The 26,420-nt window shown below is 74.2% G+C and carries 18 protein-coding genes; 5 read left to right on the top strand and 13 right to left on the bottom strand.

Annotation, left to right across the window (positions count from 1 at the left end; translation table 11 throughout):
* Position 1: 1 nt before the first annotated feature.
* The 8 genes from eccD to QSK20_RS13980 form a co-directional block, all read right to left on the bottom strand.
* Positions 2-1,381 (bottom strand): type VII secretion integral membrane protein EccD, encoded by a 1,380-nt coding sequence (eccD, locus tag QSK20_RS14015; RefSeq protein WP_285789047.1) that lies wholly within the window; start codon positions 1,379-1,381, stop codon positions 2-4.
* Entirely contained in the window at positions 1,378-3,462 is a 2,085-nt protein-coding gene (locus tag QSK20_RS14010) for a hypothetical protein (protein ID WP_285789046.1), read from the bottom strand. Before QSK20_RS14010 ends, eccD begins: the two co-directional genes overlap by 4 nt.
* Complete coding sequence (gene eccCa / locus QSK20_RS14005; RefSeq protein ID WP_285789045.1) at positions 3,459-7,433, bottom strand: type VII secretion protein EccCa; 3,975 nt, start codon at positions 7,431-7,433, stop codon at positions 3,459-3,461. Before eccCa ends, QSK20_RS14010 begins: the two co-directional genes overlap by 4 nt.
* Positions 7,434-7,550: 117 nt before the next feature.
* On the bottom strand, positions 7,551-8,060 hold the full coding sequence (locus QSK20_RS14000) for a hypothetical protein (protein ID WP_285789044.1): 510 nt from the start codon (positions 8,058-8,060) through the stop codon (positions 7,551-7,553).
* A gap of 36 nt (positions 8,061-8,096) precedes the next feature.
* Positions 8,097-11,567 (bottom strand): right-handed parallel beta-helix repeat-containing protein, encoded by a 3,471-nt coding sequence (locus QSK20_RS13995; RefSeq protein WP_285789043.1) that lies wholly within the window; start codon positions 11,565-11,567, stop codon positions 8,097-8,099.
* 130 nt (positions 11,568-11,697) lie between these two features.
* On the bottom strand, positions 11,698-13,545 hold the full coding sequence (locus tag QSK20_RS13990; RefSeq protein WP_285789042.1) for a hypothetical protein: 1,848 nt from the start codon (positions 13,543-13,545) through the stop codon (positions 11,698-11,700).
* Positions 13,542-14,831, bottom strand: a complete 1,290-nt coding sequence (locus tag QSK20_RS13985) for a hypothetical protein (protein WP_285789041.1) — start codon at positions 14,829-14,831, stop codon at positions 13,542-13,544. The genes QSK20_RS13990 and QSK20_RS13985 overlap by 4 nt, the downstream gene beginning before the upstream one ends.
* Before the next feature lie 83 nt (positions 14,832-14,914).
* The gene (locus QSK20_RS13980; protein ID WP_285789040.1) at positions 14,915-16,330 is read right to left on the bottom strand and encodes a glycosyltransferase family 2 protein; all 1,416 of its coding nucleotides are present in this window, start codon (positions 16,328-16,330) and stop codon (positions 14,915-14,917) included.
* A gap of 312 nt (positions 16,331-16,642) precedes the next feature.
* Here QSK20_RS13980 and QSK20_RS13975 point away from each other — a divergent pair, with 312 nt between their 5' ends.
* Entirely contained in the window at positions 16,643-17,191 is a 549-nt protein-coding gene (locus QSK20_RS13975; protein ID WP_285789039.1) for a sigma-70 family RNA polymerase sigma factor, read from the top strand.
* Positions 17,192-17,277: 86 nt separating this feature from the next.
* A complete protein-coding gene (locus tag QSK20_RS13970) occupies positions 17,278-18,369 on the top strand; it encodes a sensor histidine kinase (protein WP_285789038.1) in 1,092 nt (363 codons plus the stop codon).
* 123 nt (positions 18,370-18,492) lie between these two features.
* On the opposite strand, the gene QSK20_RS13965 is transcribed toward QSK20_RS13970, so the two are convergent.
* The 3 genes from QSK20_RS13965 to QSK20_RS13955 form a co-directional block, all read right to left on the bottom strand.
* Positions 18,493-20,832 carry a sensor histidine kinase gene (locus tag QSK20_RS13965; protein WP_285789037.1) on the bottom strand — a complete coding sequence of 780 codons (2,340 nt, stop codon included), beginning with the start codon at positions 20,830-20,832 and terminating at the stop codon, positions 18,493-18,495.
* 4 nt (positions 20,833-20,836) lie between these two features.
* Positions 20,837-21,502 carry a response regulator gene (locus QSK20_RS13960; protein WP_285789036.1) on the bottom strand — a complete coding sequence of 222 codons (666 nt, stop codon included), beginning with the start codon at positions 21,500-21,502 and terminating at the stop codon, positions 20,837-20,839.
* A gap of 166 nt (positions 21,503-21,668) precedes the next feature.
* Positions 21,669-22,292, bottom strand: a complete 624-nt coding sequence (locus tag QSK20_RS13955; RefSeq protein ID WP_285789035.1) for a TetR/AcrR family transcriptional regulator — start codon at positions 22,290-22,292, stop codon at positions 21,669-21,671.
* 107 nt (positions 22,293-22,399) lie between these two features.
* On the opposite strand from QSK20_RS13955, the gene QSK20_RS13950 reads away from it, so the two are divergent.
* Positions 22,400-22,807 (top strand): RidA family protein, encoded by a 408-nt coding sequence (locus QSK20_RS13950; protein ID WP_285789034.1) that lies wholly within the window; start codon positions 22,400-22,402, stop codon positions 22,805-22,807.
* Here QSK20_RS13950 and QSK20_RS13945 read toward each other — a convergent pair.
* Both QSK20_RS13945 and QSK20_RS13940 read right to left on the bottom strand, forming a co-directional pair.
* On the bottom strand, positions 22,804-23,784 hold the full coding sequence (locus QSK20_RS13945; RefSeq protein WP_285789033.1) for a DNA polymerase domain-containing protein: 981 nt from the start codon (positions 23,782-23,784) through the stop codon (positions 22,804-22,806). The genes QSK20_RS13950 and QSK20_RS13945 overlap by 4 nt on opposite strands.
* Before the next feature lie 98 nt (positions 23,785-23,882).
* Positions 23,883-25,082, bottom strand: coding sequence for an FAD-dependent oxidoreductase (locus QSK20_RS13940; RefSeq protein WP_285789032.1), 1,200 nt, complete (start codon positions 25,080-25,082; stop codon positions 23,883-23,885).
* A 56-nt stretch (positions 25,083-25,138) separates the two neighbouring features.
* Between QSK20_RS13940 and QSK20_RS13935 the strand changes: the two genes are divergently transcribed.
* On the top strand, positions 25,139-25,741 hold the full coding sequence (locus QSK20_RS13935; RefSeq protein WP_285789031.1) for a PadR family transcriptional regulator: 603 nt from the start codon (positions 25,139-25,141) through the stop codon (positions 25,739-25,741).
* 121 nt (positions 25,742-25,862) lie between these two features.
* Complete coding sequence (locus QSK20_RS13930) at positions 25,863-26,408, top strand: TetR/AcrR family transcriptional regulator (protein WP_285789030.1); 546 nt, start codon at positions 25,863-25,865, stop codon at positions 26,406-26,408.
* Positions 26,409-26,420 lie beyond the last annotated feature (12 nt).

Raw genomic sequence — 26,420 nt, 5'->3', positions numbered from 1 at the left:
GTCAACCCACCCGCGCCCGGACCACGTCGATCAGACCGGTGATGACCACGACGGTCGGCCCCAGGGCGGCCACCATCGCGGTGTGCGCCAGGTCGCCCATCCGGCCCCAGATCGGGTTGAACCGCCGGCCGACCGGTATCCGCGCGGCCACCCCGCACGCCACCGCCAGGAGTAGGCAGCAGCCGATGGCCAGTTGGGCGGCGAGCGGACCACGGTCCGTGGGCGCGGTCAGGCACCAGGTCGCCAGGGCGACCAACGCCGGACCGGCCAGCGCCACCCGGTGCCAGATGCTCGTCATCGGGCGGGTGACCAGGATCTGGGCGACGGCGGCCAGCCAGGCGGCCAGCGGAGCGGCCCAGCCGGGCGCCGTCGCCAGCCACACCATCGCGGCCCCGGAGACCAGTCCGAGCGCCGCGTACAGGGCGGTCATGAACTGGTCGGCGGTGGCGGCCCGAGTGAGCACCCCGGCGGCCGGTTCCGGGTCGATGTCCTTCTGGAGGTCCGCCGGCTCGACGGGCATCTCCGGCAGGGCGAACCCGGCGAGCTTGAAGGCGGCCGACGGTACCGCCGGGCGCAGCGCCGTGGTGACGACGACCGTGATCGCGGCGATCGTGGTCCAGTCCAGCGTCGCCCTGGTGTGCAGTGCGAGCGCGGCGACGACCAGCAGCCAGGCCGCCAGCAGGCCGACGGTGACCTGTCGCCAGCCGGTGCGGGGGAAGACGAACGCGGCCACCAGCAACGCGGCGACCGTGCCGGCGGTGGCACCCACGAGGATCAGCCGGGGTACGGCGACACCGGCGACCGCGTCCAGCGCGGCGACCACCGTACCGACCACACAGGCGGCCCCCAGGATGCCGGCCGTGGCCCGGTCGGCCAGCTTGCGTACCACCGCGAAGCCCGCGACGAAGCACAGCACCGCCATCGCCGCGAGCAGCACCGGGTTCCGGGACGCGGCCGGCCAGATCCGCGCGGTGGCCAGCCAGGCGGTCAGCCAGGCGGCCAACAGCAGCAGGGCGGTGACCCGCGTGGTCTGCGGACGCCACAGCCCGGACCGCTTCCGGATGCCGGCCGAGACGCCGTCGACGAGGTCGTCGTAGGCCAGCGGCGGGATCTGGTCGGTACGCGGCCGTACGTGCACGACCTCGCCGTCGAGCAGGTCGAGATCGCCGACGGTGCGCGACTCGTCGAAGGCCGGTCCGCCCAGCCGCTGCACGATCCAGCCGCTGTGCTCCAGTCCACGGTCGGCGAGGTCCGGTCCCAGCGCGCTCAGCAGAGCCGGCATCATGTCGGCCAACGGGATGTGGGTGGGCAGACTCACGTCGACCTGGCTGGTCGGTCCGACGACCAGCAGTCGACAGAGTTCCCCGCGCTCGGCGCTCATATCCCGAACACGCCTGCGCGGTCACCGGAGTTCACGGATTTCTTCGGCCCGCCCGCGCCCGGCCGGGCGGCGGGCAGCAGCCGGGCCGGGGCCGTGCGCTCGCCGAGGAACCAGCACTCCCGGCCGACGGTGGCCTCCGGTCCGGATCCGGGCACGTCGCCGGAGCGGGCGGAACCGAACCAGGTCGCCGGTGTCGCGGTGCGGTCCAGCAGCGCCTCCGCCTCCGGCGGCAGTATCACGACGTCGAGGGTCTGGTCCTGGTTGCGTCGCCGGTCGGTGACCGACGTGACCGGGCCGAGGTCGGTGGAGAGGTGCCCGAACGCGAGCAGCAGCGCGGTCCACGCGGTGTCCGGCTCGGGCAGTCCGCGTACCAGCGGAGCGACCGCGGTGAGGCACAGGTCCCCGGAGCGCGACAGGTGCTGCCAGCGCAGCAGGTCCACGCAGGCGACCAGGGTCGCCAGCGGGTCCGGGTCGGGGCAGACGACCGGCGGTTGGCCGTCGACCGGCGGCAGCCAGCTCAGCTCGCTGTGCCCGCGTACCGCCGGCGCCGGCTTGACCAGGTCGGCCGCGCCGATGCCCAGCCGGGCCAGCAGCCAGTGGTGCACCCGCCCGGTACGCATGGCGGTGACCGCCCAGGTCCAGGAGGCCGGCTCCCCGCGCCACCCCGACGCTCCGGCGACCGGCGGGTCGGACCCGGCCCTCGGGTCCGACGGGGGCGGGTCCGATCCGGTCGGCGCGTCCGACCCGGCCGGCTGGGGAGTGTCGGCGGCGTACAGGTCGCGCGGGTCGCGCAGGTAGTTGTACCGCGCGCCCTCCAGCCACAACGCCAGCGCGGGATGCCCGGCCGGGGCCAGGACGACGTCGTTGAGGACGATCTCGTCGGTGAGCGCGTGCAGCGTGAACCCGTGCGTCGACGCGGCGACCCGGTCGAACAGCTCCGGCAACCGGGCCGGCCCGTCGGCCTCCGGCGGCCCGTGCCACCGGCCCCGGAACAGCCGGTACCCGCCGCCCGGCGGGTCCTCGGCGCCCCGGCCCGACGGACTGCCGGCCCGCTCGTCCGGCCCGAGCGCGGCGTCGGGAAGGAAGTGCAGGTCACCGTCGGCGTACAGGCCGCCGAACCGGTGCACCACCTCGACCCGCAGGTGGTCGCTGGCCGCCGCGAAGCCCTGCGGCAGCCCCCGGCCCAGCTCCAGGGCGTACGGGCTGTGCAGGGTCATCGGCGCGTTCGCGGGGAACAGCTCGGCCACGTTCACCAGGTGGATGCCGTGGGTGACCGCCCAGGTCAGCAGCGCGCGTACCGGGGCCAGTGGATCGGGTCGGCCGGCCGGGGCGGGCGGGGTGGCGCGGGCCGCGTCGAAGCGGGCCCGTGGGATGTCCGTCCAGAGCACGAAGTCGACCTGGCCGGCGTAGCTGTCGGCCGCCGCGCCGTAGTTGGCCCAGAAGCCGTTCGACTCGGGCAGCGGCCGACCGAGCCAGATGCCGTGCACGACGTGCGGGATGGCGGTGGTGTCGGAAAGCGGCGGCGTGTGCTCCGGTTGGCCCCAGAGTCGGGCGGCCCCGTCCCGCCGGAACGTGCTGACCCGGCCGGCCTCGGCGGCCAGGGCCGCCGGCTCCAGGTCGGCGGCGCTCGGGGCCGGACGCGTCATGCTCACCCGCCGCAACAGCGGCGCTACCAGGTGCGGGGCGAGCCGGCGTAGGTCGGTGCCGGCGAGGAAATCCGGGACCGGTGACAGCCGGCGGGAGCCGAAGACGTCGCCGCCGATCCAGCGGCGCGCCAGGTTCTCCTCGGCCGCCCAGGTGTACAGGGCGGGGTAGGTCATCCGGCGCAGCCAGTCCAGCAGCCCCGTGTCGCAGGGCCAGGCGGTCGGCGCGGCGGACGGTCCGGGCAGGCAGGCCAGGGCTCCCAGCCGCCGCGCCAGTTCCTCGGCCGCCGCGTACCTCGCAGCGGGCTCGCCCGGCCCGGCCGCCGCGCACGCCGCAGCGGGTCCGGCGGGCCCGACCGGCCCGGCCGCCGCGACCGGCTCGGCGGGCTGGGCCGGTGGGGTGGGGGTACGGCGCGGGCGGGTGGCGGTGCGGGTCATCGGTCGGCCCCGGTGGGCACCACGGACGCGGGTACCAGTGCCGTCTGGATCAGCCGGCCGCCGCGCCGGGTGCACAGCAGCGCCCGACCCGGGGGCAGCGGACGCGGCTTGATGTTGCCCAGCAACGGACCCTCCGTCGGCGGGCAGGACAGCGCCACGTCCGGGGTGTTCAGTTCCTGGATGCGCCGCAGCAGCGGGTCCATCGACAGCCGCATCGCCCCGGCGGCGGCCCGCGCGACGACCACGTGCAGGCCGATGTCGCCGCCCTGGGGCAGCAACGGGATCAGGTTGGCCAACGGGTTCTCGTGCCCGGCGAGCAGTTCGTAGTCGTCGACCAGGACGTACAGCGCGGGGCCGGACCACCAGTCGCGGGCGCGGAGCTGCTCCGGGGTGATGTCGGGGCCGGGAACCCGTGGCCGGAGGCCGGCCAGCGCCTCGGCGGCGGTGTCCCTGGTGCTGTCCGGCGAGACCGAGTAGCCGAGCCGGTATTCGGCCGGTACGTCGTCGAAGAGCTGCCGCCGGTAGTCGACGGCCATGATGCGCGCCTGGGCCGGGGTGTGGCTGGCGACGATCGCGTGGACGATCAGACGCAGCAGGTTCGTCTTGCCGCTCTCGGTGTCGCCCAGCACGGTCAGGTGCGGCATCGCCCGGAAGTCGTGCCACACCGGCGCGAGCTGGTCCTCGTCCACGCCGAGCGCGATGCGGGCGCCCTGCGGCGCCGGCAGCTCGGCCATCGGCAGCGAGGCCGGCAGGGTGCGTACCGCGGCGGCGCGTTCCCCGGCCCAGTTGTCCGCCACCGCGGACACCAGGTGCTCGGTGGCCGCGGCGAGCCCCTCGGCCGACTGGACGCCGTCGATGCGCGGCAGCGCGCCGAGGAAGTGCAGCTTCGCCTCGGTCAGCCCGTGCCCGGGGCGGCGGGGCACCTGGGCCGCCGCACGCAGGTCGATCCCGGACTCCACCGGGTCGCCCAGGCGCAGCTCCAGTCGGGTCCCGATCTTGTCCCGCATCGACATGTGCAGCTCCGACCAGCGCCCCATGGTGATCATCACGTGCACCCCGTAGTTCAGGCCACGGGCCGCGATGTCCCGGGCCATCTCCTCGGCCGGCTCGAACTCCTGACGCAGCACGAACCACCCGTCCACGACCAGGAACACGTCGCCGAAGCGGTCCTCCGGGATGCGCCCGTCGGCCTGCGCCTGCCGGTAGGCGTCCCGGCCGTGGATGCCCAGCTCCGCACAGCGCCGTTCCCGCTCGACGAGGATCGAGCGGACCTCGGCCACCGTCCGGCCCACCCGCTCCGGCTCGTGCCGACCGGCGACCCCGCCGATGTGCGGCAGGCCGGTCAGCCCGGCCAGCGACCCGCCGCCGAAGTCGAGGCAGTAGAACTGCACCTGTCGCGGCGAGTGGGTCAGGGCCAGCCCGCACACCAGCGACCGCAGCAGGGTGCTCTTGCCGCTCTGCGGTCCCCCGGCCACACCCACGTGCCCGCCGACCCCGGCCAGGTCCACCACGAGCAGGTCACGCATCTGCTCGAACGGCTTGTCGATCAGCCCGACCGGCACCCGCAGGTACCCCTGCTGGCCGGCGTCGATCGGACGCAGCCCGTGCTCGGGGTCGGGCAGCAGCGGCGGCAGCACGTCGTCCAGGGTCGGCGCGTCCTCCAGCGGCGACATCCACACCTGGTGTGCCGGCGGACCCTGGTCGACCAGCCGGTCCACCAGCGCGTGCAGCACGGTGGTGCCGGTGTCGGTCGGCTCGTCCGGCGCCGGGTCCGAGGACGGGCGCGGCACCGGGACGGCGGGCGCGGCGGCCCCGGCGGTGAACGCGACCACCTGGCTGGCGATCACCTCGCGGTGCAGCCCGGTGCTGCGCACCCGGTGCGGGCCGGACACGTACGCGGCCCGGAACCGGGTGATGCTGGTGACGCTGGAGCGCAGGTATCCGTTGCCCGGATCACCCGGCAGCTCGTACGCGTCGGGTACGCCGATGACGGCCCGCGACTCCATCGCGGAGAAGGTCCGCAGCCCGATGCGGTACGACAGGTGGCCCTCCAACTGGTGGATTCGCCCGTCCTCCAGGCGCTGCGAGGCCAGCAGCAGGTGCACCGCGAGCGAGCGCCCGAGCCGACCGATCATCACGAACAGTTGGATGAACTCGGGGTTGGCCGCGATCAGCTCGCTGAACTCGTCCACCACCACGAAGAGCGTGGGCAGCGGGTCGAGTTCGGCACCCTGGGCGCGGGCCTTCTCGTAGTCGCGCGCCGAGGTGAAGTTGCCGGCGCTGCGCAGCAGTTCCTGCCGGCGTACCAGTTCCCCCTGGAGGGTGGTCTGCATCCGGTCGACCAGCGCGGCCTCGTCGGCCAGGTTGGTGATGAGCGCGGAGACGTGCGGCAGCCGGTCCAGCCCGACGAAGGTGGCCCCGCCCTTGAAGTCCACCAGCACGAAGTTGAGCGTCTCCGAGGAGTGGGTGGCGGCCAGGGCCAGCACCAGGGTGCGCAGCAGTTCGCTCTTGCCCGACCCGGTGGCGCCGATGAGCATGCCGTGCGGCCCCATCCCGCCCTCGGCGGACTCCTTGATGTCCAGCTCGATCGGGGACCCGTCGGCGGCCACCCCGATGGGCACCCGCAGCCGGTCGGCGGGCGAGCGGGACTCCCACCGCGCGCGCGGGTCGAAGGTGTCCAGGTCGGGGATGTCCAGCAGGTCGGGCAGGTCGAGGACGGCGCTGAGCCCGCTGGCCGGCTGCTCGCCGGTGACCTTGGTGGCGTGCCGGGCCATGATCCGGGCCAGCGTCCGCAGCCGGGGCAGGTCCAGGTGGTCGGGTGCGGCGAGCCGGGTGCGCACCTCCCGGCCCACGTGGTCCTTCTCGATCATGTCCACGTCGGTGCCGGACACCTCCAGGTTGAGCACGTTGTCCCCGTCGGCGAGGCCACTGCCGTCGAAGTCGACGAGGACGGCGTTGCGGTACCCGGAGACGGTCAGCCGGGCGCCCGGCGGGATGACGCCGCCGTCGCAGACCACCACGACGAACGGTTCCTCGCGGGAGGGCTGGGCGTCGTCGTCGTACCGGGAGCGGCCGGCGAACTCCGCGCCCAGCAGCCGCTCCACCTCTTCCAGGGTGGTGCCGAAGAGACGTACCGGCCCGGCCACGTCGACATCGGTGGCGTGCTTGGCGTGCGGCAGCCATTTGGCCCACTCCCACTGCTCGGCCTGCTCGACGCCGACGCACAGGGCCAGCCGCAGCTCGTCCGGGGCGTGGAAGGTGGCCAACTGGGCGAGCATGGCGCGCACCATGCCCCGCGCCACGTCCCGGTCGCCACTGATCCGCACGTGTGCGAAGCCGGGCAGACACAACGCGACGGGCTGGTCGGGCACGGTCGTGTAGGCCTTGATGAACCGCCGCAACGCCTTGGCGCACACCGGTTCCAGGTCCTCCACCGGCTTGGTGTCCAGCGGGGTCATCCGCACCGCGAGCCGCTGGGCGCCGGTGCCGACCCGGATCTCGCCGAAGTCCGGATGCGTCGGCCGGCGCTCCCACAGCCGGCTGGTCATCGCCAGCGACCACAGCGACTCCGGGTCGGGGTGCCGCCAGGCCAGCGCGTCCCGCTGCTCCGCCGCGTACTGGCGGACCTGCCCCCGGGTCTGGGACAGGTAGCGGAAGTAGTCACGCCGGTCGCCGTTGATCTGCTGCTTGCGGTTGCCGCCGTTCATCGTCATCTGGAACACGGCCATGGCCAGCATGCCGCCGCCCATCATGACCAGCATGACCATGCCCATCGGGCCTCTGAGCGAGTTGCTCATCATCATGAACATGAACCCGCCGGTCATCAGCAGGCTCGGCAGGATCATCCCGAGCGAGCGGAACCCGGCGGGCTGGACCTCCGGGACGACCGGGGGCTCCTGCAGGGTGATCTCGCCGTGCGGTAGCTCGGGTCCGTTGCGGCGGGCCGGCCGCCGGAAAGGTCGGGTGCTCACATCCGTTACACGGCTGCGAGCCGGAAAGAGTTGACCGGTACCGGGATCGATACTTTTCGCACCGCGAGAGCCAGGGGACCCCGTCCGCCGGGTGGGGCGGGCCGGGGTCGGCGGCGGTCAGAACGACCGTCTCCGCAGGGGCGTTCCCGCCGGCCCCGGTCGGCGGTACGACCGCAGCCTCTCCTGCGTCGCCTCCGAGCTGTCCATCGCCGGGAGCACCGGCATGTCCGGCAGCTCGTACAGGTCGACGTCGACGGCGTAGGGCACCCCGCCCACGCCCTCCTCCGGGGCACCCGCCGACGCCGGCCGGGTGAGCAGCAGCTTCAGGTCGTCGTGTGCACGGTCACCGGTCCAGAACACGTCCTTCGTCGCGATCAACCGCTGGAACTGGTTGCCGCACCGGACGATGGCACCCGCCTCCACCGAGACGTTCGGCCGCCACACGCCGTCCCCCCGGTGGTGTTCGAACCGCAGCCGCCAGCGCCGCCCACTCGCGGACGCCGACGTCCCGACCTCCAGTTCGAGCATCTTCTGGACGTCGCCGGAGAAGACCAGCCGCTGCGCGAAGAGGGACTCCTTCCCCACCACCGTGACCTGCCACGTACCGCTCATACTCACTGCCGGCATCTCTCGGACTCCTCCTTCTGTGACCGGGGCGGCGGGTCAGGCCCCGACGGCTGCCCGCACGTCGGCGGCGAACAACTGGCGCATGTCGTCGACGGTCGGCGCGGTCGTGCCGCGCAACCGGTTGGCCTGCTTGGTGATGGTGCGTTCGAGCAGCTGACGGGCGTACCGGCCGTTGCCGAAGCTCTCGTCCCGGGTCAGGCTGTCGAAGTGCTGCGACAGCACCGGGAGGCAGTCGTTGCTGAAGTCGAAGCCGCTGTCCCGGGCCAGCGTCTGCACGATGGACACCAGTTCCGAGGCGGTGTACGACTCGAACGGGACCTGCCGGCTGAACCGGGAGGCCAGCCCCACGTTGTTGGCCAGGAACCGCTGCATGTCCCCGGTGTATCCGGCGGCGATCACCACGATGTCGTCCCGGTGGTCCTCCATCAGCTTCACCAGCGTGTCGATGGCCTCCCGACCGAAGTCGTTGCCCTGGCCGGCCAGCGCGTACGCCTCGTCGATGAAGAGCACCCCGCCGCGCGCCCGGTTGAACACGTCGGTGGTCTTGACGGCGGTGTGCCCGACGTACTCGCCGACCAGGTCGGCTCGGGAGACCTCGACGAGCTGCCCGGTGCGCAGCACGCCCATCGCGTTGAGCAGCTGCCCGTACAGCCGGGCCACGCTGGTCTTGCCGGTGCCGGGCGCCCCGGCGAAGACCAGGTGCCGGGAGATCGTCGGAGCGGGCAGGCCGGCCCGGGTCCGGGCCTCGGTGGAGGCGATCAGGTCGATCACGTCGGTCACCTCACGCTTGACCGCGTCCAGGCCGATCATCGCGTTCAGCTTGCCGAGCAGGTCCTGGACGGCCTGCGCCACCCCGGCCGCCGCCGACGGCGCGGCCGCCTGCTCGCCCAGGTCCTCCGGCAGCAGCCGGGCCAGTTCGAGGTCCGAGGCCTGCGGGTTGTTCGACAGCCGGTACGCCTGACGGCCCAGCATGTCCTCGAAGACCTGCCGCGCCACCCGGGCGTTGCCGAAGGTCTCGTTGCGGGGCATGTCGCCGAAGTGGCGCACCAGGGCCTGCCGGGTCTCGTACTCCAGCGCGTAGTGGTGGGCGCGGCAGAGCCGCTCGACGATCTCGGCCAGTTCGTCGTCGGAGTAGCTGTCGAACTGGATGGTGCGGGCGAAGCGGGACTCCAGGCCCGGGTTGGCGGCCAGGAAGGTGCGCATGTTCGGGGTGTAGCCGGCGACCACCACGACCACCTCGTCCCGGTGGTCCTCCATCAGCTTGACCAGCGTGTCGATGGCCTCCCGGCCGAAGTCGTGGCCGCTGCCCCCGCCGGTCGAGAGCGTGTACGCCTCGTCGATGAACAGCACCCCGCCCAGGGCCTCCTCGAACCGGGCCGTGGTCTTCACCGCGGTGCCGCCGACGTGCTCGGCGACCAGGTCGCTGCGGGACACCTCGACCAGTTGCCCGCTGGAGAGCACCCCGAGGGTGGCCAGGATCCGGGCGAAGATGCGGGCCACGGTGGTTTTGCCGGTGCCGGGCGGCCCGGCGAAGACCAGGTGCCGGGACATGGGCGGTACGTGCAGTCCGGCCTCCCGGCGACGCTTGGCGATCTGGTTGAGCCCGACCAGGGTGGCCACCTCGTGCTTGACGCCGGCCAGGCCGACCAGTCCGTCCAGTTCGCGCAGCAGCGCGGCCACCGGCCCGTCCGCCTCCCCGCCGCCCGGCGCGCTGCCCGGCGTGCCGGCACCGGGGCCGCCGGCACCGGGACCACCGCCGACGGGTGCCGCCGGAGCGGGTGACCCGACGTCGGACGGCGCGGGGCCCGGCGGGCGGGCACCGGAGGGCGTCCCGGGCGGGACGCCCGCCCCGGTGCCCCCGGTCGGGGCGGGAGCGGACGTCGGGGCGTCGTCGACGGTCGGTGCTTCCGGCCGCCCGGCCCCCGGCGGCGGAAGGGAGATCGGACGTCCGTTGTGGCCGGTGTCCACCCCGGACAGCTCGACGGCGGCGGTCGGGCTCGGCGCGTCCACGGCGACACCGCCGTTGCCGCGCACCACCCCGCCGTGGAGCCGCACCGGCGCGTCGGTCTCGACCACGACACCCGGGCCCTGGTTGCCCACGATCTCGCAGTCCGTCGCGGTGACGGTGCTGCCGGCACCGGCCCGGATCCCCGGGCCGCGACTGGCGCTGATCCGGCTGCGGGACAGGGTGGCCGCGCTGGGGCCGCCGGTCAGCACGCCCGCCCCGCCCGACTCCTCCACAGCCATCGAGGACAGTGTGGGCCGGGCGTTCCCGGCCACCTCCACACCGACCCGGCAGCCGGTGATCCGGGAGTTGGACAGCACGGTGGTCGCGCTGTCGGCGAGCTTCGCCCCGGCGGTCCGCGCCCCGGTGACCTGGCCGTTGGAGAACCGGCCGGCTCCCCCGGTCGCGTGCAGGCCGTACCGGACGCCCTCGATGGTCAGGCTGTGCAGTTGCGGTTCGGCTTCCTGCTCGATCGCCACGCCGATGGGGACGTCGCGTACCGCGACCCCGTCCAGCCGCGCCCTCGACCGGCCGGTCAGGAACACGCCCGCGTCGGCGCAGTCCGCCACGGCACCGCCGGTGAGGTGCGGCGTCGCCGTGCCGTTGACCACCACCCCGGCCGCGCCGCAGTCGCGCACCTCGCAGTTGGTGAACGTCGGCGCGGAGGTGTCCCGGCAGTCGAGGCCGTGGCCCCGGGCCCGGGTGACGCGCGTGTCGGAGAGCGCGGGCGCCGCCTGCCCCATGGTCACCACGGCGTGCACCCGGGCGTCCAGGATCTCGCAGCGCTCCAGCACCGGGGTCGCCCGGTCGCTGGCGAGCAGCCCGACCTCGCCACCGGACACCGTGGTCCCGACCAGGTACGGACGGGCGGCCTGCTGCGCGACGACGGCGTACTGGCCGACGTCGTCGATGCGGCAGTCCTCCAGGCGCGGGGCGCTGGCGCCCACGGCCAGGAGCGCCGCCTCCGCGACCCCGGTGAACGTGCAGTCCCGGAACACCGGGGCGCTCGACCCGGCCGTCATGATCGCGCACTTGGCGATGCCGTTCATCCGTACGCGGGTGTACTCGCCCGCGCCGGCCTCGTGGACGACACCCGCCCCGCCGGAGTTGCCGATCGCGCCGCCCCGCATCTCCACGGTGCCCCCGCGCACGTGGATCGCGGCGGCCCCCGTGGCGTCGACGGTGCACGCCTCCAGGCGGACCCGGCCGGCCGCCACCTGGAGCAGCGGCATCCGCTCGTCGCCGCCCCGGATGGCGATGTCCTGGATCAGGATCTCGCCCCCGGCGGCCAGGATGGCCCCGCCCGTGGGCACCTCGATGGTGACGGTGCCCGGTCCGTCCTCGGCGACCAGGACGACGTTCCGGCGGAACAGCGGCGCCTCGCGGTACACGCCGGGGCGTACCGCGACGGTGTCGCCGGGCGCCGCCGACTCCAGCGCCCGGGAGATGTCGGTGAGGCATCCGGTGTCCCTGGCCGACACCGACAGCACGCTGGTGGTCACGGGTTCGCTCCTTGCTGACTGTCGCCGCCGGGGGTGTTACCGCCGGGAATGGTGCCGGCGTGGGGCGGGCCGGGCCGAGCCGGGCCGCCGGGGTCGGACCGGAGGAGGCCGGGGACCGTCTCCTCGTACATCACGCGCCGCCCGGTCCGGGTTCGAGCGCGAACGGGCGGTCGCCGGCCGCGAAGCCCAACGGCCAGGGCAGCGGCGCGGGCGCCGCGCGGTGCGGCTGGGCGGCGAGCGCGTCGCGCAGCTTGTCGGCCACCCGCTCGTCGAGCCCGACGTCGCGGTGCCCGGAGACGACCTCCCGCAGCAGTACGTACGGCACGCCGTCCGGCCCCTCGTCGACGCCGAGCACCGCGAACCGGGAGCCGGCGGCGAACATGGCCCGCCCGGCCCGGACACCCGCCCCGTCCGCGATACCCAGTTGGTCCAGCCGGCGCGCGGTGGCCGACCAGATCGCGTACCGGCCCGCATCGCCCTCGGTGCCGCCGTGGCACGACACGGTGGTGAACGCCGGCTCCACCAGCAGTTCCCCGGGGCGGTACCGGGCGACGTCCAGGCCGGCGGGCAGCACGGCGAAGACGGGTCCCCCGACGGCCGGCAGTTGCTCCAGCCCGGCGCAGGCACACCGGGCCAGCAACCGGACGTCCTCGTCGGGCGTGCCCCCATCGCGCAGCGCGCCGTTGACCCGCTCGCCCACCCCGTCGAGCAGAGCCAGCACGGTGACCAGCCCGGCCATCACGTCGTGCGCGCCGACCGCGCTGCGCAGCCCCGGGTGCAGCGACAACGCCCGGGCCACCGTCCGGGAGTGGGCCTGGAACTTCCAGCCCAGCACGGTACGGAGCCGTTCCCGGTCCGCCTCGTCGGTGCGGGCCCGCACCCCGAACCACGCCGCCCCCCGGTTCGCAGGTGGCACCGGCGGTGGACCGACGCCCACGCCGTTCGCCGGAGCGTCGATGGTCACCGGACCGGTCGCCGGAGCCTCCGTGGTCACCGGGCCGACCGTCGGAGCCTCCGTGGTGTCCGGACCTGTCAGAGTGGCCGCAGCCGGGACGGACGCGGTCAGGGTGACCGCAGCCAGGGCGGACGTCGCCGGCTCGGCGGCATCCGGGTCGGCGATCAGCGGCCGGCAGGTGTCCAGCTCCAGCCGGGGCACGTCGAACTCGGTCAACGCCATGCGCTGGACGCTGAGGTCGGGCCGGGGCAGCTCGATCACCGGAAGCGCCAGGCTCTGCACCTCGAACGCCGCCCCCGGGGACAGACCGGTCCCGGATTCCGGTGCCGCAGCGGGCGACGGGGCGTCCGCCGGGTCGACCGGCGACGGGACGGTCCCCGGACCGGTGGTCGCGGGCGACGGCACCGGGGCCGGCGGCTGCCGGTCGCGGCCGGTCGGGGCGGGGCGCAGGCGTACCCGCCCCAGCGGAGGCAGCACGTGGCCCGCCGGCTCCGGTTCGTCCCCGCCGTCCGGACGCCAGCACCAGAACAACCCGTTCGCCGAGGCGCGCCCGAAGGTGAAGCGGATCCCGGCGTCCGAGGCGTAGACCGGCGCCCCCAGGCCGACCGCGAGTTGGTGCAGCACCGGACCGACCCGGTCGGTCGAGGCGGACCGCTGGGTGACCAGCAGCACCGGCCGGCCCCGCCAGCGGGGGCAGTGCCAGATCGCCTGGGCCAGGTCGGCGGCGGCCACCGGCCGGCCGCCCAGCCGGAAACCGGACCGGCCGGCCTCGACCGCGAGCGCGAACCAACCCGCCGGGCCGGGGGTGACCGAGCCCGGTGCCTCCCACGGCCCCGGGTCGAGCACCGGCACCCGTGCACCGGCGTCCGGCAGGATGCGCGCCACGGCGGCGCCCACCGCCTGCGACGCCTGTCGCAGGTACCGCGCCACGTGCTTCCCGACCGGTACGCCCTGGGCCGGCTGCGACACCTTCCAGGACGACGGCAGGGGTGCCCGCTGCCGCAGGGCGAGCAGTTCGGTCACGGCGACACCGGCCGCGTACCGGCGTCCGGTCTCGCCTCGGGCGTCACGTCCGGCAGCTCCGGGCGCGCCGGCGCCGCACCATCGGGCGAGGGGATGTCGGACGAGGCGGCGTCAGCCGGTGCCACCGGGTCGTCGTCGGGGCCGGGGGCCTGCCAGACGACCGCCTCGGCGTCGGGCCGGCACAGGTGCACCAGGGCACGGTGTACGGAGATCTCGTCCAGGGGGTCGGCGGGCCCCTCCCCGGTCAGGTGCGTGACCAACTGCGGATCCGGCGCCAGGCCGTAGTTCTCCAGGTAGTACCCGACCGCCTCGCTCCACAGCCAGGTCCCGTCGGTACGCAGGTGCATCGGCACCACGTCGCCCCGGTCCGGGGCCAGGATGTCGGGCATCTCGGCGCTGCTCCACGCGACGACCACCCCACCGCGTAGCGCGGCGAGCAGGTCGTCGCGTTCCGTGGCGTCGGCGACCACCGGCCGGTTGGTGGCGAACCACGGGCCGCGTTCCGGGTCGACGCCGTCGAAGAGCCGGGCGGTGGCCACCGGCGCGGCCGGTCGCGCCGCCCACAGCAGGGTGCCGGACGCGCGGGCCAGGGTCTGGTAGTACGGCGCGTCCACCCCGGCCCAGCAGACCTCGACCTGGGCCTCGACGTCCCCGGCCTCGACCATCGCCTGTCGTAGCCGGGCGCTGGCGGCGGGAAGGGAGTCCTCGGTGTCGTCGACGCTGACCACGGCCACCCGTACCGGGTCCTGCCAGGGCCGGGCGGTGGACGGCATCCGCCACGCCCGCCACACCGCGCGTACCGTCGGGATCGCCGACGCCGCGGCCAGCAGCGCCCGGTCGACCGGGTCGAGCAGGTCGACCGGGTCGGCGGTGCGGTCCTGCGGGAGCGCCATCGACGCCAGCTCCTCCTGCGTGGTCGGCAGGTCGGACAGGAACTGCCACGGTGCCGGCGGGCGCTCCCCGCGCAACTCCTCCAGCGCCATCCCGAGGTCGAGGTCCCCGCCGCTGAGCGCCAGTTCCTCGCGCATCGCCGCGATCTCGTCGGCGTCCAGTTGCAGCGGCTGGGAGACCGCCTCGAAGGCGACCGCCTGTACGACGTCCAGCCGCCGGCCGTCGGCCAGCGCGTCCCGCGCGTCGGTCAGCACCCGGTCCGGCAGCGAGCCGGCCAACCGCAGCAGCAACGCGTGCATCGACTCGTCACGTTCGGCGTCACGCGCGTCGTCGTGGTCGTCGTCAGGTGTCACCTCCGGTGCCACATCCAGGTCCGTGTCCACCTCCACGGTCACCGCCCTCCTTCGCCGTGTCCAGGGTTCATCTGTGGCACGCCCGGCACGCCGACAGAGTTCACGCCTGCCCGGCCCGGGTTCGCCTACTTGTGCCGCCACCACGACTCGGTGCTGGCCCGGTCCTCCTTACGGAACTCCGTGCTGACCTGGCGGCCGTGCACGACCATTCCCGCGTACCAGGTGCGGGCCACGTAGTTGAACGGACCCATGTCGAGGGGGCCGGCCTCCCGGGCGTTGGTGACGCAGAACTCGAACAGGTCCCGGCAGAACTCCAGCACCGTCTCCCGCCGGCCGCCGATGACGCCGCAGTTGAGCAGCGGGGCACCCCGGTTGTCGGACAGGAACTGCAACAGCTTGGGGCTGCCGCCGTGCTGGTACACCATCCACGGGATGCACAGCGGTGCCGGCTCGTCGCCCACGTACAGCCGGTCCTCCATCTCCGGGAACGGATCGCGCAGCATCTCCACGTCGGTGCCGTCGACGCACCACACCTGCTCGATCTCGGGGTGCTCACGCAGGTAGCGCCAGCAGGACAGCCAGCGGTGGAAGTACGGCGAGCCGCCTTCCCCGCCCGGTGTCACCCGCACGTGCGTGACCAGGTCGGTGTCGGGCTCGTCGTCGAAGCAGTCGTGCAGCACCACCAACCGCTGCCCGTGCCGCTCGACGGAGCGGCGCAACTCGGCCAGGTCGGCGTAGTTCGGCGTCCAGGTGACGCCGCGCTGCGGGTCCGGCTGCGCGGTGAGGTACGTGGTCAGCACCACGTTGCCCGTCGCCGCCGCACCGACCGGGACGGTACGGAACTCGCGGTACTCGGTCGAGGTGTAGCTGGCCTCCGACCGGGTCCTGAGGTTGCGTACCAGGTGAAAGCGCTCGATGTCGGACACGCTGGAGCCGACCCGGGTGCGTTCGTCGCAGCTGAAGATGAGGTCTCCGCTGCCGACCACGTCGGCGAACCGGAACGAGGTCAGCCCGGCGTTGTAGATCCGGTTGGAGAGGTCCAGGTGCTCGTACCCCCACCGGCCGTACCGGGTGTCGTACCCGCCCACCCGGTCCAGCACCCGCCGGTCGAAGTAGAGCATGCAGCCACGCGGATGGGTGTACGCCCGGATCTCCGCGTCCCGGTAGATCTCCACCGCGTCGGTCAGCCGGCCCTGCGGGGTGTCGGTGAACATGTACATCAGATGCGGCTCGGCACTCTCGACGTACGGCCGCTCCCATCCGTCCACGATCGGCCAGCAGTCGTCGTCGAACAGGAACAGGTGCGTACAGCCCTGCTCGACCAGCAGTTCCAGGCACTTGTTCTTGGCCCGGGCGATGCCGACGTTGCGGTCGAAGCGGAACGTCGCCTCCTCCACCGGCTCGTCGCTGGCGTCGTCGACCACGACGATCGCGGCGCCGCTCGGCGCGTACTTGCGGATCGCCTCCAACGCGGTACGGAGCACCGGGCCCCGGTTGTGCGTCGTGATCCCGATGCCCACCGTCGGGAAGTCCGTCTCCATGCCCACCTCTTCGGTCGGGGCGCCACGGCGCCGTCGCTCGGCCGCCCGGCCGTGGTACCGGTCGTCGGGGCGGTGCCGGACGGCCGTCGCCGCCGGCCCGTACCGCCGCCGGGTGCGAGGCGTCCACGTGGGTCACGGCATCAGGGCACCGTCGGGTTCACCGGTCGACCCGCGAACCGTCGCCCGGCGCGGTGTGGGCCGCAGGTCCCGGGCGGGCGTAGGGACAACCCTCTCCGACTCGCGGGTTCGCCCCCGCAGGAGCAGGGATCGCACCATGTCGAGCGACCGGCCTGCGGCGGCACTGTCATCTGCATGGGCGAACGGGCACAGAGCAAGCGACACGGCAGCGCGCTGGAGAGCGACTCCCGCCTGCGCGAACTGATGGACACCTACCAGCAGCCACTGTTGAGGTACGCGCAGCGGCTCACCGACGGCGACACCGGACGCGCCGAGGACGTGGTGCAGGAGGCGTTCCTGCGGGCGTGGCGACACCTGGACCAGCTCACCGCCGACCGTGGGTCGGTGATCGGCTGGCTGCGCCGCGTGGTGCACAACCTGGTGATGGACGGGTACCGCATGAGGAAGGCCCGGCCGACCGAGGTGGACATCGACAACGCCGCCGAGGTGGCCACCGCGGACCCGATGGCCGGCGTGGTGGACTCCCTGCTGGTCGAGCAGGTGCTGGGCGGGCTGTGGCCGGAGCACCGGGCCGCGCTGGTGGAGACGTACCTGAACGGCCGGACCGCAGCCGAGATCAGCGCGACGCTCGGGGTGCCGGTCGGCACGGTCAAGAGCCGGTTGCACTACGCGCTGCGGGCGGCCCGCAAGGCGACGGCGGGCCACCTGCTCTGCGTCGCGTGAGCCGCTGGACGCGGCCGTGGCGGAAGGCCGTCGGAGCCACCGAGCCGGGCCAGCCGACCCGACCGGAGCCGCCTACAGTGGGGGCCATGCGCCGCTCGACGCCGCAAGCCGACCGGCCGTCCCCGGTGCCGGGCCCGCCGGACGACGTGGCCCGGGTGGTCGACGCGGTGCACGGCCTGCCGGGTCGGCCGCTGCCGGGAGTGCAGGCCGAGGCCCTGGCCCGGGCGCTGGGCAGGTGCCTGGGGGCCACCACGGTCACCATCGCGCTGTGGCTTCCCCTGCCGGCGGGCGACGTCGACGCGGCGGTCGACCACACCGTCGAGGAGTACCGCTGGCCCGCCACCGACGCGGAGGCGGCGGCACCCGTCACCGGCGCGACGCCGGTACGGCTGCGCGACGGCGAGCAGGTCCTGGCCGACCTCGTGGTCGAGCCTCCGGCCGCGGCCGAGCGGCTGCGCCGGTGGCCCGAGCTGCACGCGGTGACCCGCCTGCTGGTCAGCGACATCCAGGCCCAGCTGATCACCGCCGCCGCCGAGCGGCTGATCGGGCAGAGCGCCCTCCTGCTGGCCGACACCCGCCTGCGGGCCGCGGGCGAGATGGAGCACCAGCGGTACCAACTGGAGCGCGACCTGCACGACGGCGCCCAGCACCACATGGTCGCGTTGCAGATGTCGCTGGCCATGGTGGAGCACCAGCTCGACGCCGGCGACGCCGCCGAGGCGGGCCGGCACCTCGATCGGCTGCGGGAGCTGCTGGCCAGCACCGAGGAGGTGCTGCACACCACCGCGACCGGCCTGCTGGCGCCGTTGGCCGACCACGGTCTGGTGGCCGCGTTGACGGCCCGGCTGGACGCGCTCGACACGGTCACCCTGGACATCGACCCGGAACTGGTCGGTCACCGGTATCTGCCCGAGGTGGAGGCCGCCGTCTACCTGGCCTGCCTGGAGGCGGTCAGCAACGCCCACAAGCACGCCCCGGGCGCCACGGTCACGTTGACGCTGGCCACCTCCCGCCGGGGCCTGAGCTTCGAGGTCGCCGACACCGGGCCGGGCTTCGACACCGAGGGGCGGATGCCGCTGCGCCAGCTCGCCGCCCGGCTGGCCGCGGTCGACGGCACGCTGACGGTGCGGTCGAGCCCGACCACCGGCACCCGGGTCAGCGGGTTCGTGGCGCTCTGAGCCGTCCCGCCGGTGCCGCCGGGCGACCCGGTCGGGCGGGCCGCCGCACGTGTGGACAGCCCGCTCAGGGACGTCGCCGGTCGCGTTCGCCGTTCCCCGGGCGGCGGCGTCGGTGCGCCGCGCCTAGTCGACGCCGTCGGTGAGCAGCCGCTCGCACGTCCGTACCAGCAGCGCGCACGCGCTGCGGCCGGCCGGTCCGGAGTCCGGCACCATGGTCTGGGCCCGCCAGAACGTCAGCGCCCGGCGCGCGGCCCGGGTCACCTCCTCCGGGTCGGCGTCGCCGGCCAGGTCGAGCCGGGACCGCGAGTCCGGGCCGTGCGCGCCGAGCAGGCGCACCGCCTCGTCGTGTCCGCGCGGCAGCCGGATCCGCCCGCCCTGCAACGCCTGTAGCAGGTCCAGCTCGGGTACCTCGTGTGCGCCCGCGACGGCTGCCTCCACCGCACGGGCGAACCGGTCGTCCAACTGCCCGGCGGCCAGGCCGGCCACCAGCGCGCGCAGCGCCCACCGGGCGGCCAGTACCCCCGTCCGGGCGCGTAGCCGGGTACGCAGCGCCGCCTCGATCTCGGTGCCGCCGTCCGGGGCCGCGCGCCAGTTCACGACCGCGTCGCACATCGACCCCAGTTGCTGCGGCGTTCCGGCCGTCGCGGCGGCGGGCAGCGCGCAGACCACCACCGGGGAGAAACCTTCCCCGTACGGCGACCGCAGGGCGGCCAGGAACTCCGACTCCGCCGCGCTGGCCGGCCCGGACAGCACCAGCACGACCGCGTCGGGGGGCCCGTCGGCAGTTCCCGTCCAGCGGCGCAGCCGGGCCGCGAGGTCGGCGTCGACGTGGTCACGGTGGTGCAGCAGCCGCAGCCCGCGCAGCGCGTCCACGGGGCTCTCGACCAGGATCCGGTCCACCCCGGCCGCCGCGCCCGGCCACGCGGCGCCGGACCAGTCGGGCAGTCGGACCGGCCGCCACGGCGGTGCCCCGCGAGCCGGGTCCAGCGTGATCCGCGGGTACGGCTGGTACTGGTAGCCGGTCGGCGGGGACAACCCGGCCGGTGGCTTCTCCCCCGGCGTGCCGGCCGGCTCGCACAGCGCCGCCACCAGCTCGGACGCCGAGGCTCCGACCACCACCACCCGGGCCCGACCGTCCTGTCGGTCGACCGCGACCCGTAACGGCGGGCTCTCCGTGAGCGCCTCCCGGCTGGTCACGAGCAGGGTCAGCAGGCGACGCACGGGAATACCGGCCAACAGCTCGGGTGCGGCGGTGTCGGCCTCGGCCGATGGCGGCTCGGCGGCACGTGCGGGCTCCGGCCAGTCGCCGCCGAGCCGCTCCGGAAGCAGGATGTCCACCACGGTCGGCGCATCCGGACCGTCCCGTTCCACCCGCAGCCGCCCGCCCAGCGCGGCCAGCCGTCGGGAGTCGTCCCGCAGCGCCGTGGCGACCTCCGCCGGCTCGGTGCCGGCCCGCTGCGCGCGGATCGTCAGCACCCCGCCGGACCGGCCCAGTTCCAGGGTCACCGGCTGCTCGCCGCCGCTGGTGGCCAGCGCCGCCGCCGCGGACGCGCCCGCCTGGTACAGCCCGGACTCGACCTCCCAGCCCTGCCGCCGGCCCAGTTCCCCGCTGAACACCACCGGCACCGGCAGCGTCGCGGTGACCTCCTCCAGCGCCGCGCGCACGCCGGTACTACGCAGTACCTGCGGGTACACCCCACGGACGACGGACCGGAACTGCTCGATCATCTCGCCCAGCCCGGTCCGGATGCCTCCGGCGATCTCCGTCGCCTGCGGTGAACCGGCGCGCAGTGCCCGTTCCAGGTCCGTGGTGCGGTCCAGGATCGCCTGTAGCTGCCGGCCGGGCGTCGCGGTGACCGCGGTGGCGAGCCGGTCGCGCTCCACCGCCTGCACTGTGAGCAGCTCCAACCGGGTCGCGCCGACCCGCTGCACCGCCCGGTCGACCCGGGCCCGCACGGCGGTGCACGCCGCGCGGTGGCGGGCCTGGCGCAGCAGCAGGCCGACGCAGACCGCCGTCTCGCCCAGCGACGCCGCCCCGGCCAGCGCGTACCGGGGATCCTCCGGGTGTGCCAGCACCAGCACCCCGGACCGGGTCCCGCCGTCGGTCACGTCCGCGGTCGCGACCACACCGGGCACGCCCAGCAGCTGGTCCGGGTCGACTGCCGGGATCGGCAGCGCGCCCCGTACCCAGCGCCGGGACCGCCACGCGACGGCGGGCGTCCACGGTGGTGCGCCGGTACCGGTCTCCGTCTCCGCCGGCAGCCACAGCGCCGCGTAACGCACCGCGTGCGCCTGGGCGAGGTCCCGCAGCAGCGTGCGCAGGACCGGCCGGTATCCGCCCAGCGGGTCCTCCGGCCCGCCTGGCGCGGGTAGCGCGCCCGAGGACGCCAGCTGGACCAGGGCGGCGAACGGCCCGGCTGGGCGGGACGGATGCGCCAGCTCGCCGCCGGTGGCCCGCAGCACGGTCCTAGTCCGCCGTCTGGTTCGAACGCAGGTAGGCGAGCACCGCCAGGACCCGCCGGTGGTGCGCTGCCGACTCGGCCGGCAGGTCCAGCTTGGTGAAGATGCTCGCGATCCGCTTCTCGACCGTCTTGACGGACAGGAACAACTCGGCCGCGATCCCGGAGTTCGACCGTCCTTCCGCCATCAGCCGCAGCACGGCGCGCTCCTGCTCGGTGAGATCCGCCAGCAGGCTCCGCACCGGAGGGCTCGGCCGGTCCACCAGGTTGGCGGCCAGCACCGGCTCGATCACGAGCTCACCGGCCGCGATGCGCACCAGCGTGTCGGCGAGCACGGCCACGCCGGCCACCTGGTCCTTGAGCCGGTACCCGATCCGCTCGGTGCCGATCTCCAGCAGCCGGAACAGGTAGTGCGCCTCGGCGTGCTGGGACAGCAGCAGCAACCCGACGTCGGGGTGTCTCGCCCGTACGCGCTGGGCGGTGTCCAGTCCGCCGTCCGCGCCCGGCGGCATCCGGATGTCCATGATGGCCACGTCGACGGGGGTCCGGGCCATCAACTCCAGCAGCCGGTCGCCGTCCTCCACGCAGCCGACCACCGTGTGCCCGGCAGCGGACAGCAGCAGTTGCAGGCCCTCCCGGAACAGCGCGCCGTCGTCAGCCACCGCGACGTCCATGGCTCGCCTCCCCTCGACACCGGCGATCTTGTAATTTCCTCATACAGTGGCGCATCGGCACGGCGTTGTCACGGTCGACCGTGACGTCGCCTGGTGGCGGCGGAACACGTACCCGTGTCATCGTCGTCGGCCACGCTCCCTGCACGCGCCGGGAGCGGGTCACGGTTCACGGCGAGCGCAACCGGGCCGACCACCCGGCCCGCACGGATCGGCGGCAGCGGTCCTCGTCGTCGCCGGCGCCGACGAACAACGCGGTCAGGATGGCGGGCGCGTGGACCATGAGCGCCTCCCGGGGCAGGACCCCGGTGATCACCAGCATGGTCAGGCCGTGACCGGCGGCCCACATCTGCGTGGCGACCGCCTCCGGGTCACCGGCGTCGGCGAAGCGCCCCCGCTCGCGAGCCCGGGCGGCACCGGCGACGAGGACACCGAAGGCCGCCGCTGCGGCCTGCGGATCGTCGAGTTCGGCCACCGCGTCGTACATCGTCCGGTACAGGGCGGGGTTGGACAGCGCGTTGTCGACGTAGGCGGCGCCGAGTGCCGCTAGATCGCGTACCGGGTCGGACGTGGGCCGCACCTGGTCCAGACGCGCGGCCAGGCGGGTGAACCCCTCCTGGCGCACCGCCCGCCACAGTCCGGGCATGCCTCCGAAGTGCGTGTACACCGCCATCGTCGAGGCGCCGGTCCCTTCGACGAGCGCGCGTAGCGTGACCGGCTCGCGGCGGGCGAGCATCTGCGCCGCGCGCTCCACGAGGACCAGGCGGACAGCCGCTGGGGCAGTTCTCGGCACGCGACGAATGATACATAGCACTGCTATGGCACTCGAAGCATAGCGACGTTATGCTTCGGGTCCACGGCACGGCCCGTCCGGGGCCGCGTTCCGGCGGAGGAGGACCCATGCCCGTGCAACTGCTGAACCCCGACGGCCTACCGAAGCCCGACATGTACCGGCAGGTGGCGGTCGCCTCCGGAGCACGGATGGTCTTCCTGGCCGGACAGGTGGCCCGCGACGCCGAGGGCCGACCGGTCGGCACCGGGGATCTCGCCGCCCAGGTCGAGCAGGCGTACCTCAACGTCGCCACGGCGTTGGCGGCGGTGGGTGGCAGCTTCGACGACGTGGTCAAGCTGACCGTGTACGTCGTGGATTGGGACGGCGGGAAGCTGGCAGACCTCGGTGCCGGCGTCCAGCGTGCCACCGCACAGCTCGGCGTCGACCTGGTCAAGCCGATCACCCTGATCGGCGTCGTCAGCCTCGGCGAGCCCGACCTTCTCGTCGAGGTCGAGGCCGTCGCCGTCCTGGACTAGCCGGTCCCGCCGGCGTCCGCGCCGGCGGCCCGGCGGGCCCGGGCCCGCCGCTTCCCCTCGTGCATGGCCTGGACCCGGGCCACCGGGATGGTGTGCCCCTCGGCCACCAGGTCCGGCGGGAGCCGCTGCGGCGCGGGCATCCGCGCCGACCACGGGTCGTCCGCGGCGACCAGCGCCGGCACGGTCCGGAGGGTGAAGTCGGCCGGCGTGACGTCGGCGAGGTCGGCCCAGTCGACCGGGAAGGAGACCGGCACGCCGGGACGCAGCCGGGGACTGTACGCGGCGACCACCGTCGCCCCGCCGGCCCGGGTGGAGTCGACGAAGACGCGGCCGCCCCGGTCCTCGCGGATGAAGGCGGTGGTGGCCAGCGCCGGGTCGATCCGGGCGGCGCGGGCGGCGAGGGCCCGGGTGGCGGCGGCGGTGTCCGCCGGATCGACCCCCGGGTCCACCGGTACGAAGACGTGCAGCCCCTTCGCTCCACTGGTCTTTACCGCGCCGGTGAGACCCGCGTCGGCGAGCGCCTGCCGGACCAGCCCGGCGGCGGCCACGGCCAGCCCGAAGGCGTCCGGATCGGGCGGGTCGAGGTCGAGCACGAGGTGGGTGGGGCGCTGCGGGTCGTCGGCGGTGGCGAGGGTCGGGTGGCACTCCACCGAGCGCTGGTTGGCGAACCAGAGCAGGGTGCGGCGGTCGTCGCAGAGCGCGTACGACACCTCGCGGTGGGACGCCTCCGCCCAGATCGTCACCCGGCGTACCCAGTCGGGGGTGTAGCGGGGCAGGTTCTTCTGCATGAAGGGGGCCTGGCCACGGAGCGCCCGGACCACCGAGAGCGGCCGGTTCCGGAGGGCCGGAAGAAGTCGGTCCCGAACGGCGTCGAGGTAGTCGACCAGGTCCCGCTTGGTGAGGTCGGAGCCGGCGACGAGCGGCTGGTCCAGGTTGGTCAGGGGGACGCCGTCCCGCATCTCGTCCGCAGCCGCCATCAGCCCACCCTCCCGGTCACGTGGTCGCTCCGCAACCCGAACGGCCGACCTGCCGCACGCCACGCGTGAGCTGACCGTATGCCCGGCGGCGGGGTTTCTCAGCCGGTGACCGGGGCGTCCCACTCGACGTGGTGGTCGTAGAGCCAGGAGAGGCGGGCGCCGTCGTCCCGCGCGACCTGACGGGCGACCAGCGGCAGGGCGAGATCCCGGAGCAGCCGCCCCAGCGGGCCGGCCACCTTCGTGCTGCTGGTCCGCCGGCCCTGGGTCACGACCCGCTCGACCCGGTGACGCCGCAACCGCTCGTACGCCCGGAAGGCCGCTGGCACGTCGGGGAGGTCCCGCAGGCAGCGGGCCAGCTCGACGGCGTCCTCGATCGCCTGCGAGGCACCCTGCCCTGAGGAGGGGGTGGCGGTGTGCGCGGCGTCGCCGATGATGACCATCCGGTCGCGGTGCCACCGGCGGACCGGTGGCAGGTCGTAGGTGGCCCAGGCGGGGTCCAGCTCGACCGTGTTCCGGATGATCTCGCGTGCCGGCCCCGCGTCGTCGGCGACCAGTTCGTCGAGGCGGCGACGCCACTGGTCGGAGCCGATCGCGGCGAGTTCCGCCGGGCTCAGCTCGGTGGGCTGCGGCGGGTTGGCGAACCACCAGATCTCGTCGTCGCCGACCTCGATCCAGCAGAAGAAGCAGCGCTTCCCGAAGATCATGTGCATCAGCCCCCGCTCGCCGGGCAGCCGGAGACCCCGGGCGACACCGCCGACGTTGAGCAGCGGCACGTAACGCGGGCCGGGGGCCTGCGGGTCGATGATCGACCGGGTCACCGACCGCAGCCCGTCCGCCCCGATCAGCAGGTCGGCCTCGGCGGTGCGACCGTCGGCGAAGCGGGCTCGTACGCCGGTGCCGGTCGGCTCCGCCGCGACCAGGCGCGCGCCGTGCACGAACGGCACGCCACGGCGCTCCGCCTCGTGACGGAGCACCCGGTAGAGGTCGGCGCGGCGCAGGGTGATGCTGCCGAGGCCCCGGGTGTGCGTACCGCTGGTGCCGAACTCTCCCAGCCGGCGGCCGCGGTGGTTGATCAGCGCCATCCGTGGTGTCGGATGGCCGAGCCCGGTGACCGCGTCCGCGAGGTCGACCGCCCGCAGCGCGTCCACCCCGTTCACCGCCAGGGTGAGGATCGCGCCGACGCCGGTGGCGTCCCGCTCGTACGCCTCGTGGACGACCGCGTCGATGCCGGCGCGGCGCAGGGCCACCGCGGCGACCGGACCGGCGATCCCGCCCCCGACGACCAGAGCTTTAGTCATGATCTGACTATACATAGAATGACTAAGGGTCACCAGTGGCCACCTAGAGTGAAGTCATGTCCGCCCGCTCCCCCCGCCGGTCGCCGCTGGCGATGATGCTGCTCGCGCTCCTCGCCGAAGAGCCCATGCACGCCTACCGGATGCAGCAGGTGATCAGGGAGCGGCACAAGGAGGACGTGGTCAACGTCGCGCAGCGCAGCAGCGTCTACCAGACCCTCGACCGGCTGCTGCGGGAGGAACTGGTCCGGGTCGACCACACCGCCCGCGACGAGCGCCGCCCGGAGCGGACGGTCTACCAGCTCACCGAGGCCGGTCGACGCACCCTCGACGAGTGGCTCAGCGACGCCCTGGCCACCCCGGCACGGGAGTTCCCGGAGTTCCCGGCGGCGCTCTCCTTCCTGCCGATCCTGCCGCCGGAGGAGGCCGCCCGGCAGCTCGCCCGACGGGCCGAGGTGCTCGCCGAACAGATCCGGGACCGTACGGCGATCCTGGCCGGCGCGGAACTGCCCCGCCTCTTCCTCGTCGAGGACGAGTACCGTCTCGCCGCGCTCCGAGCGGAGCTGGCCTGGGTGAACGGCCTCGTCGCCGACCTCGCGGAGAACCGGCTCACCTGGTCCGGGCCGTGGCTGGCCGACTTCTCCGGCGACCGGGTGGAGTGACACTTCACCCCCACCTCCCCCGATCCGGGCGGAATGTGGCGAACGCCACGACCTTCCTCTGACCGATCGGTCAGCTCCTGACCGATCGGTCAGGCATGCTCGATGGTGGGAGGTGGCCAGGTTGGCTCGGTCGGTACCGGAGACCCGGGACGAGATTCTCGCCGCAGCCGCGAAGCGGTTCGCGGTGACCGGTTACAAGGGCACGTCGTTGCAGGACATCGCCCGGGACGTGGGGTGCTCCAAGGCGGCGGTGCTCTACCACTTCGCCAACAAGGAGGCCATCCTCACCGAGCTGATGTCCCCGGCGATCGACATGCTGCTCGCCCTCGACGAACGGCTGCTCGACGCGACCGGGCAGACCGCGCAACGCGACGCCGTCGAGGGCTTCGTCGAGCTGGCGCTGCGCTTCCGCCGGGAGATCGCCCTGTTGCACGGCGAGTTTCCCGAACTGCTCCAGCACCCCGCCTTCGCGTACATCCAGCGCTGCTCCGACCGGCTCCGCGACGCCCTGGCCGGTGGGTCCTCCGGGGCCGAGGCCCGGGTGGGCGCGCTGATCGTGCTCGCCGGGATCGCCGCCGCGTGCGCGGAGTTCCCCGATCTGGACGACGACGAGCTGCGTGCCGCGCTGCTGGCCGTCGCCCGCCGGGCGCTCGGGCCGCTGGACTGACCCGCTCCGCTG

The organism is Micromonospora sp. NBRC 101691, assembly GCF_030269285.1.
GTDB lineage: Bacteria > Actinomycetota > Actinomycetes > Mycobacteriales > Micromonosporaceae > Micromonospora > Micromonospora echinospora.
This window is presented reverse-complemented; position numbering and strand designations above follow the sequence as displayed.

Bases quoted from the DNA above. Each gene is read 5' to 3' on its own strand.
- QSK20_RS14010 (WP_285789046.1), bottom strand. From the start codon at position 3,462: ATGACCCGCACCGCCACCCGCCCGCGCCGTACCCCCACCCCACCGGCC.
- QSK20_RS14000 (WP_285789044.1), bottom strand. From the start codon at position 8,060: ATGCCGGCAGTGAGTATGAGCGGTACGTGGCAGGTCACGGTGGTGGGG.
- QSK20_RS13935 (WP_285789031.1), top strand. From the start codon at position 25,139: ATGTCCGCCCGCTCCCCCCGCCGGTCGCCGCTGGCGATGATGCTGCTC.
- eccD (WP_285789047.1), bottom strand. From the start codon at position 1,381: ATGAGCGCCGAGCGCGGGGAACTCTGTCGACTGCTGGTCGTCGGACCG.
- QSK20_RS13960 (WP_285789036.1), bottom strand. From the start codon at position 21,502: ATGGACGTCGCGGTGGCTGACGACGGCGCGCTGTTCCGGGAGGGCCTG.
- QSK20_RS13970 (WP_285789038.1), top strand. From the start codon at position 17,278: ATGCGCCGCTCGACGCCGCAAGCCGACCGGCCGTCCCCGGTGCCGGGC.
- QSK20_RS13950 (WP_285789034.1), top strand. From the start codon at position 22,400: ATGCCCGTGCAACTGCTGAACCCCGACGGCCTACCGAAGCCCGACATG.
- QSK20_RS13980 (WP_285789040.1), bottom strand. From the start codon at position 16,330: ATGGAGACGGACTTCCCGACGGTGGGCATCGGGATCACGACGCACAAC.
- QSK20_RS13940 (WP_285789032.1), bottom strand. From the start codon at position 25,082: ATGACTAAAGCTCTGGTCGTCGGGGGCGGGATCGCCGGTCCGGTCGCC.
- QSK20_RS13975 (WP_285789039.1), top strand. From the start codon at position 16,643: ATGGGCGAACGGGCACAGAGCAAGCGACACGGCAGCGCGCTGGAGAGC.
- QSK20_RS13945 (WP_285789033.1), bottom strand. From the start codon at position 23,784: ATGGCGGCTGCGGACGAGATGCGGGACGGCGTCCCCCTGACCAACCTG.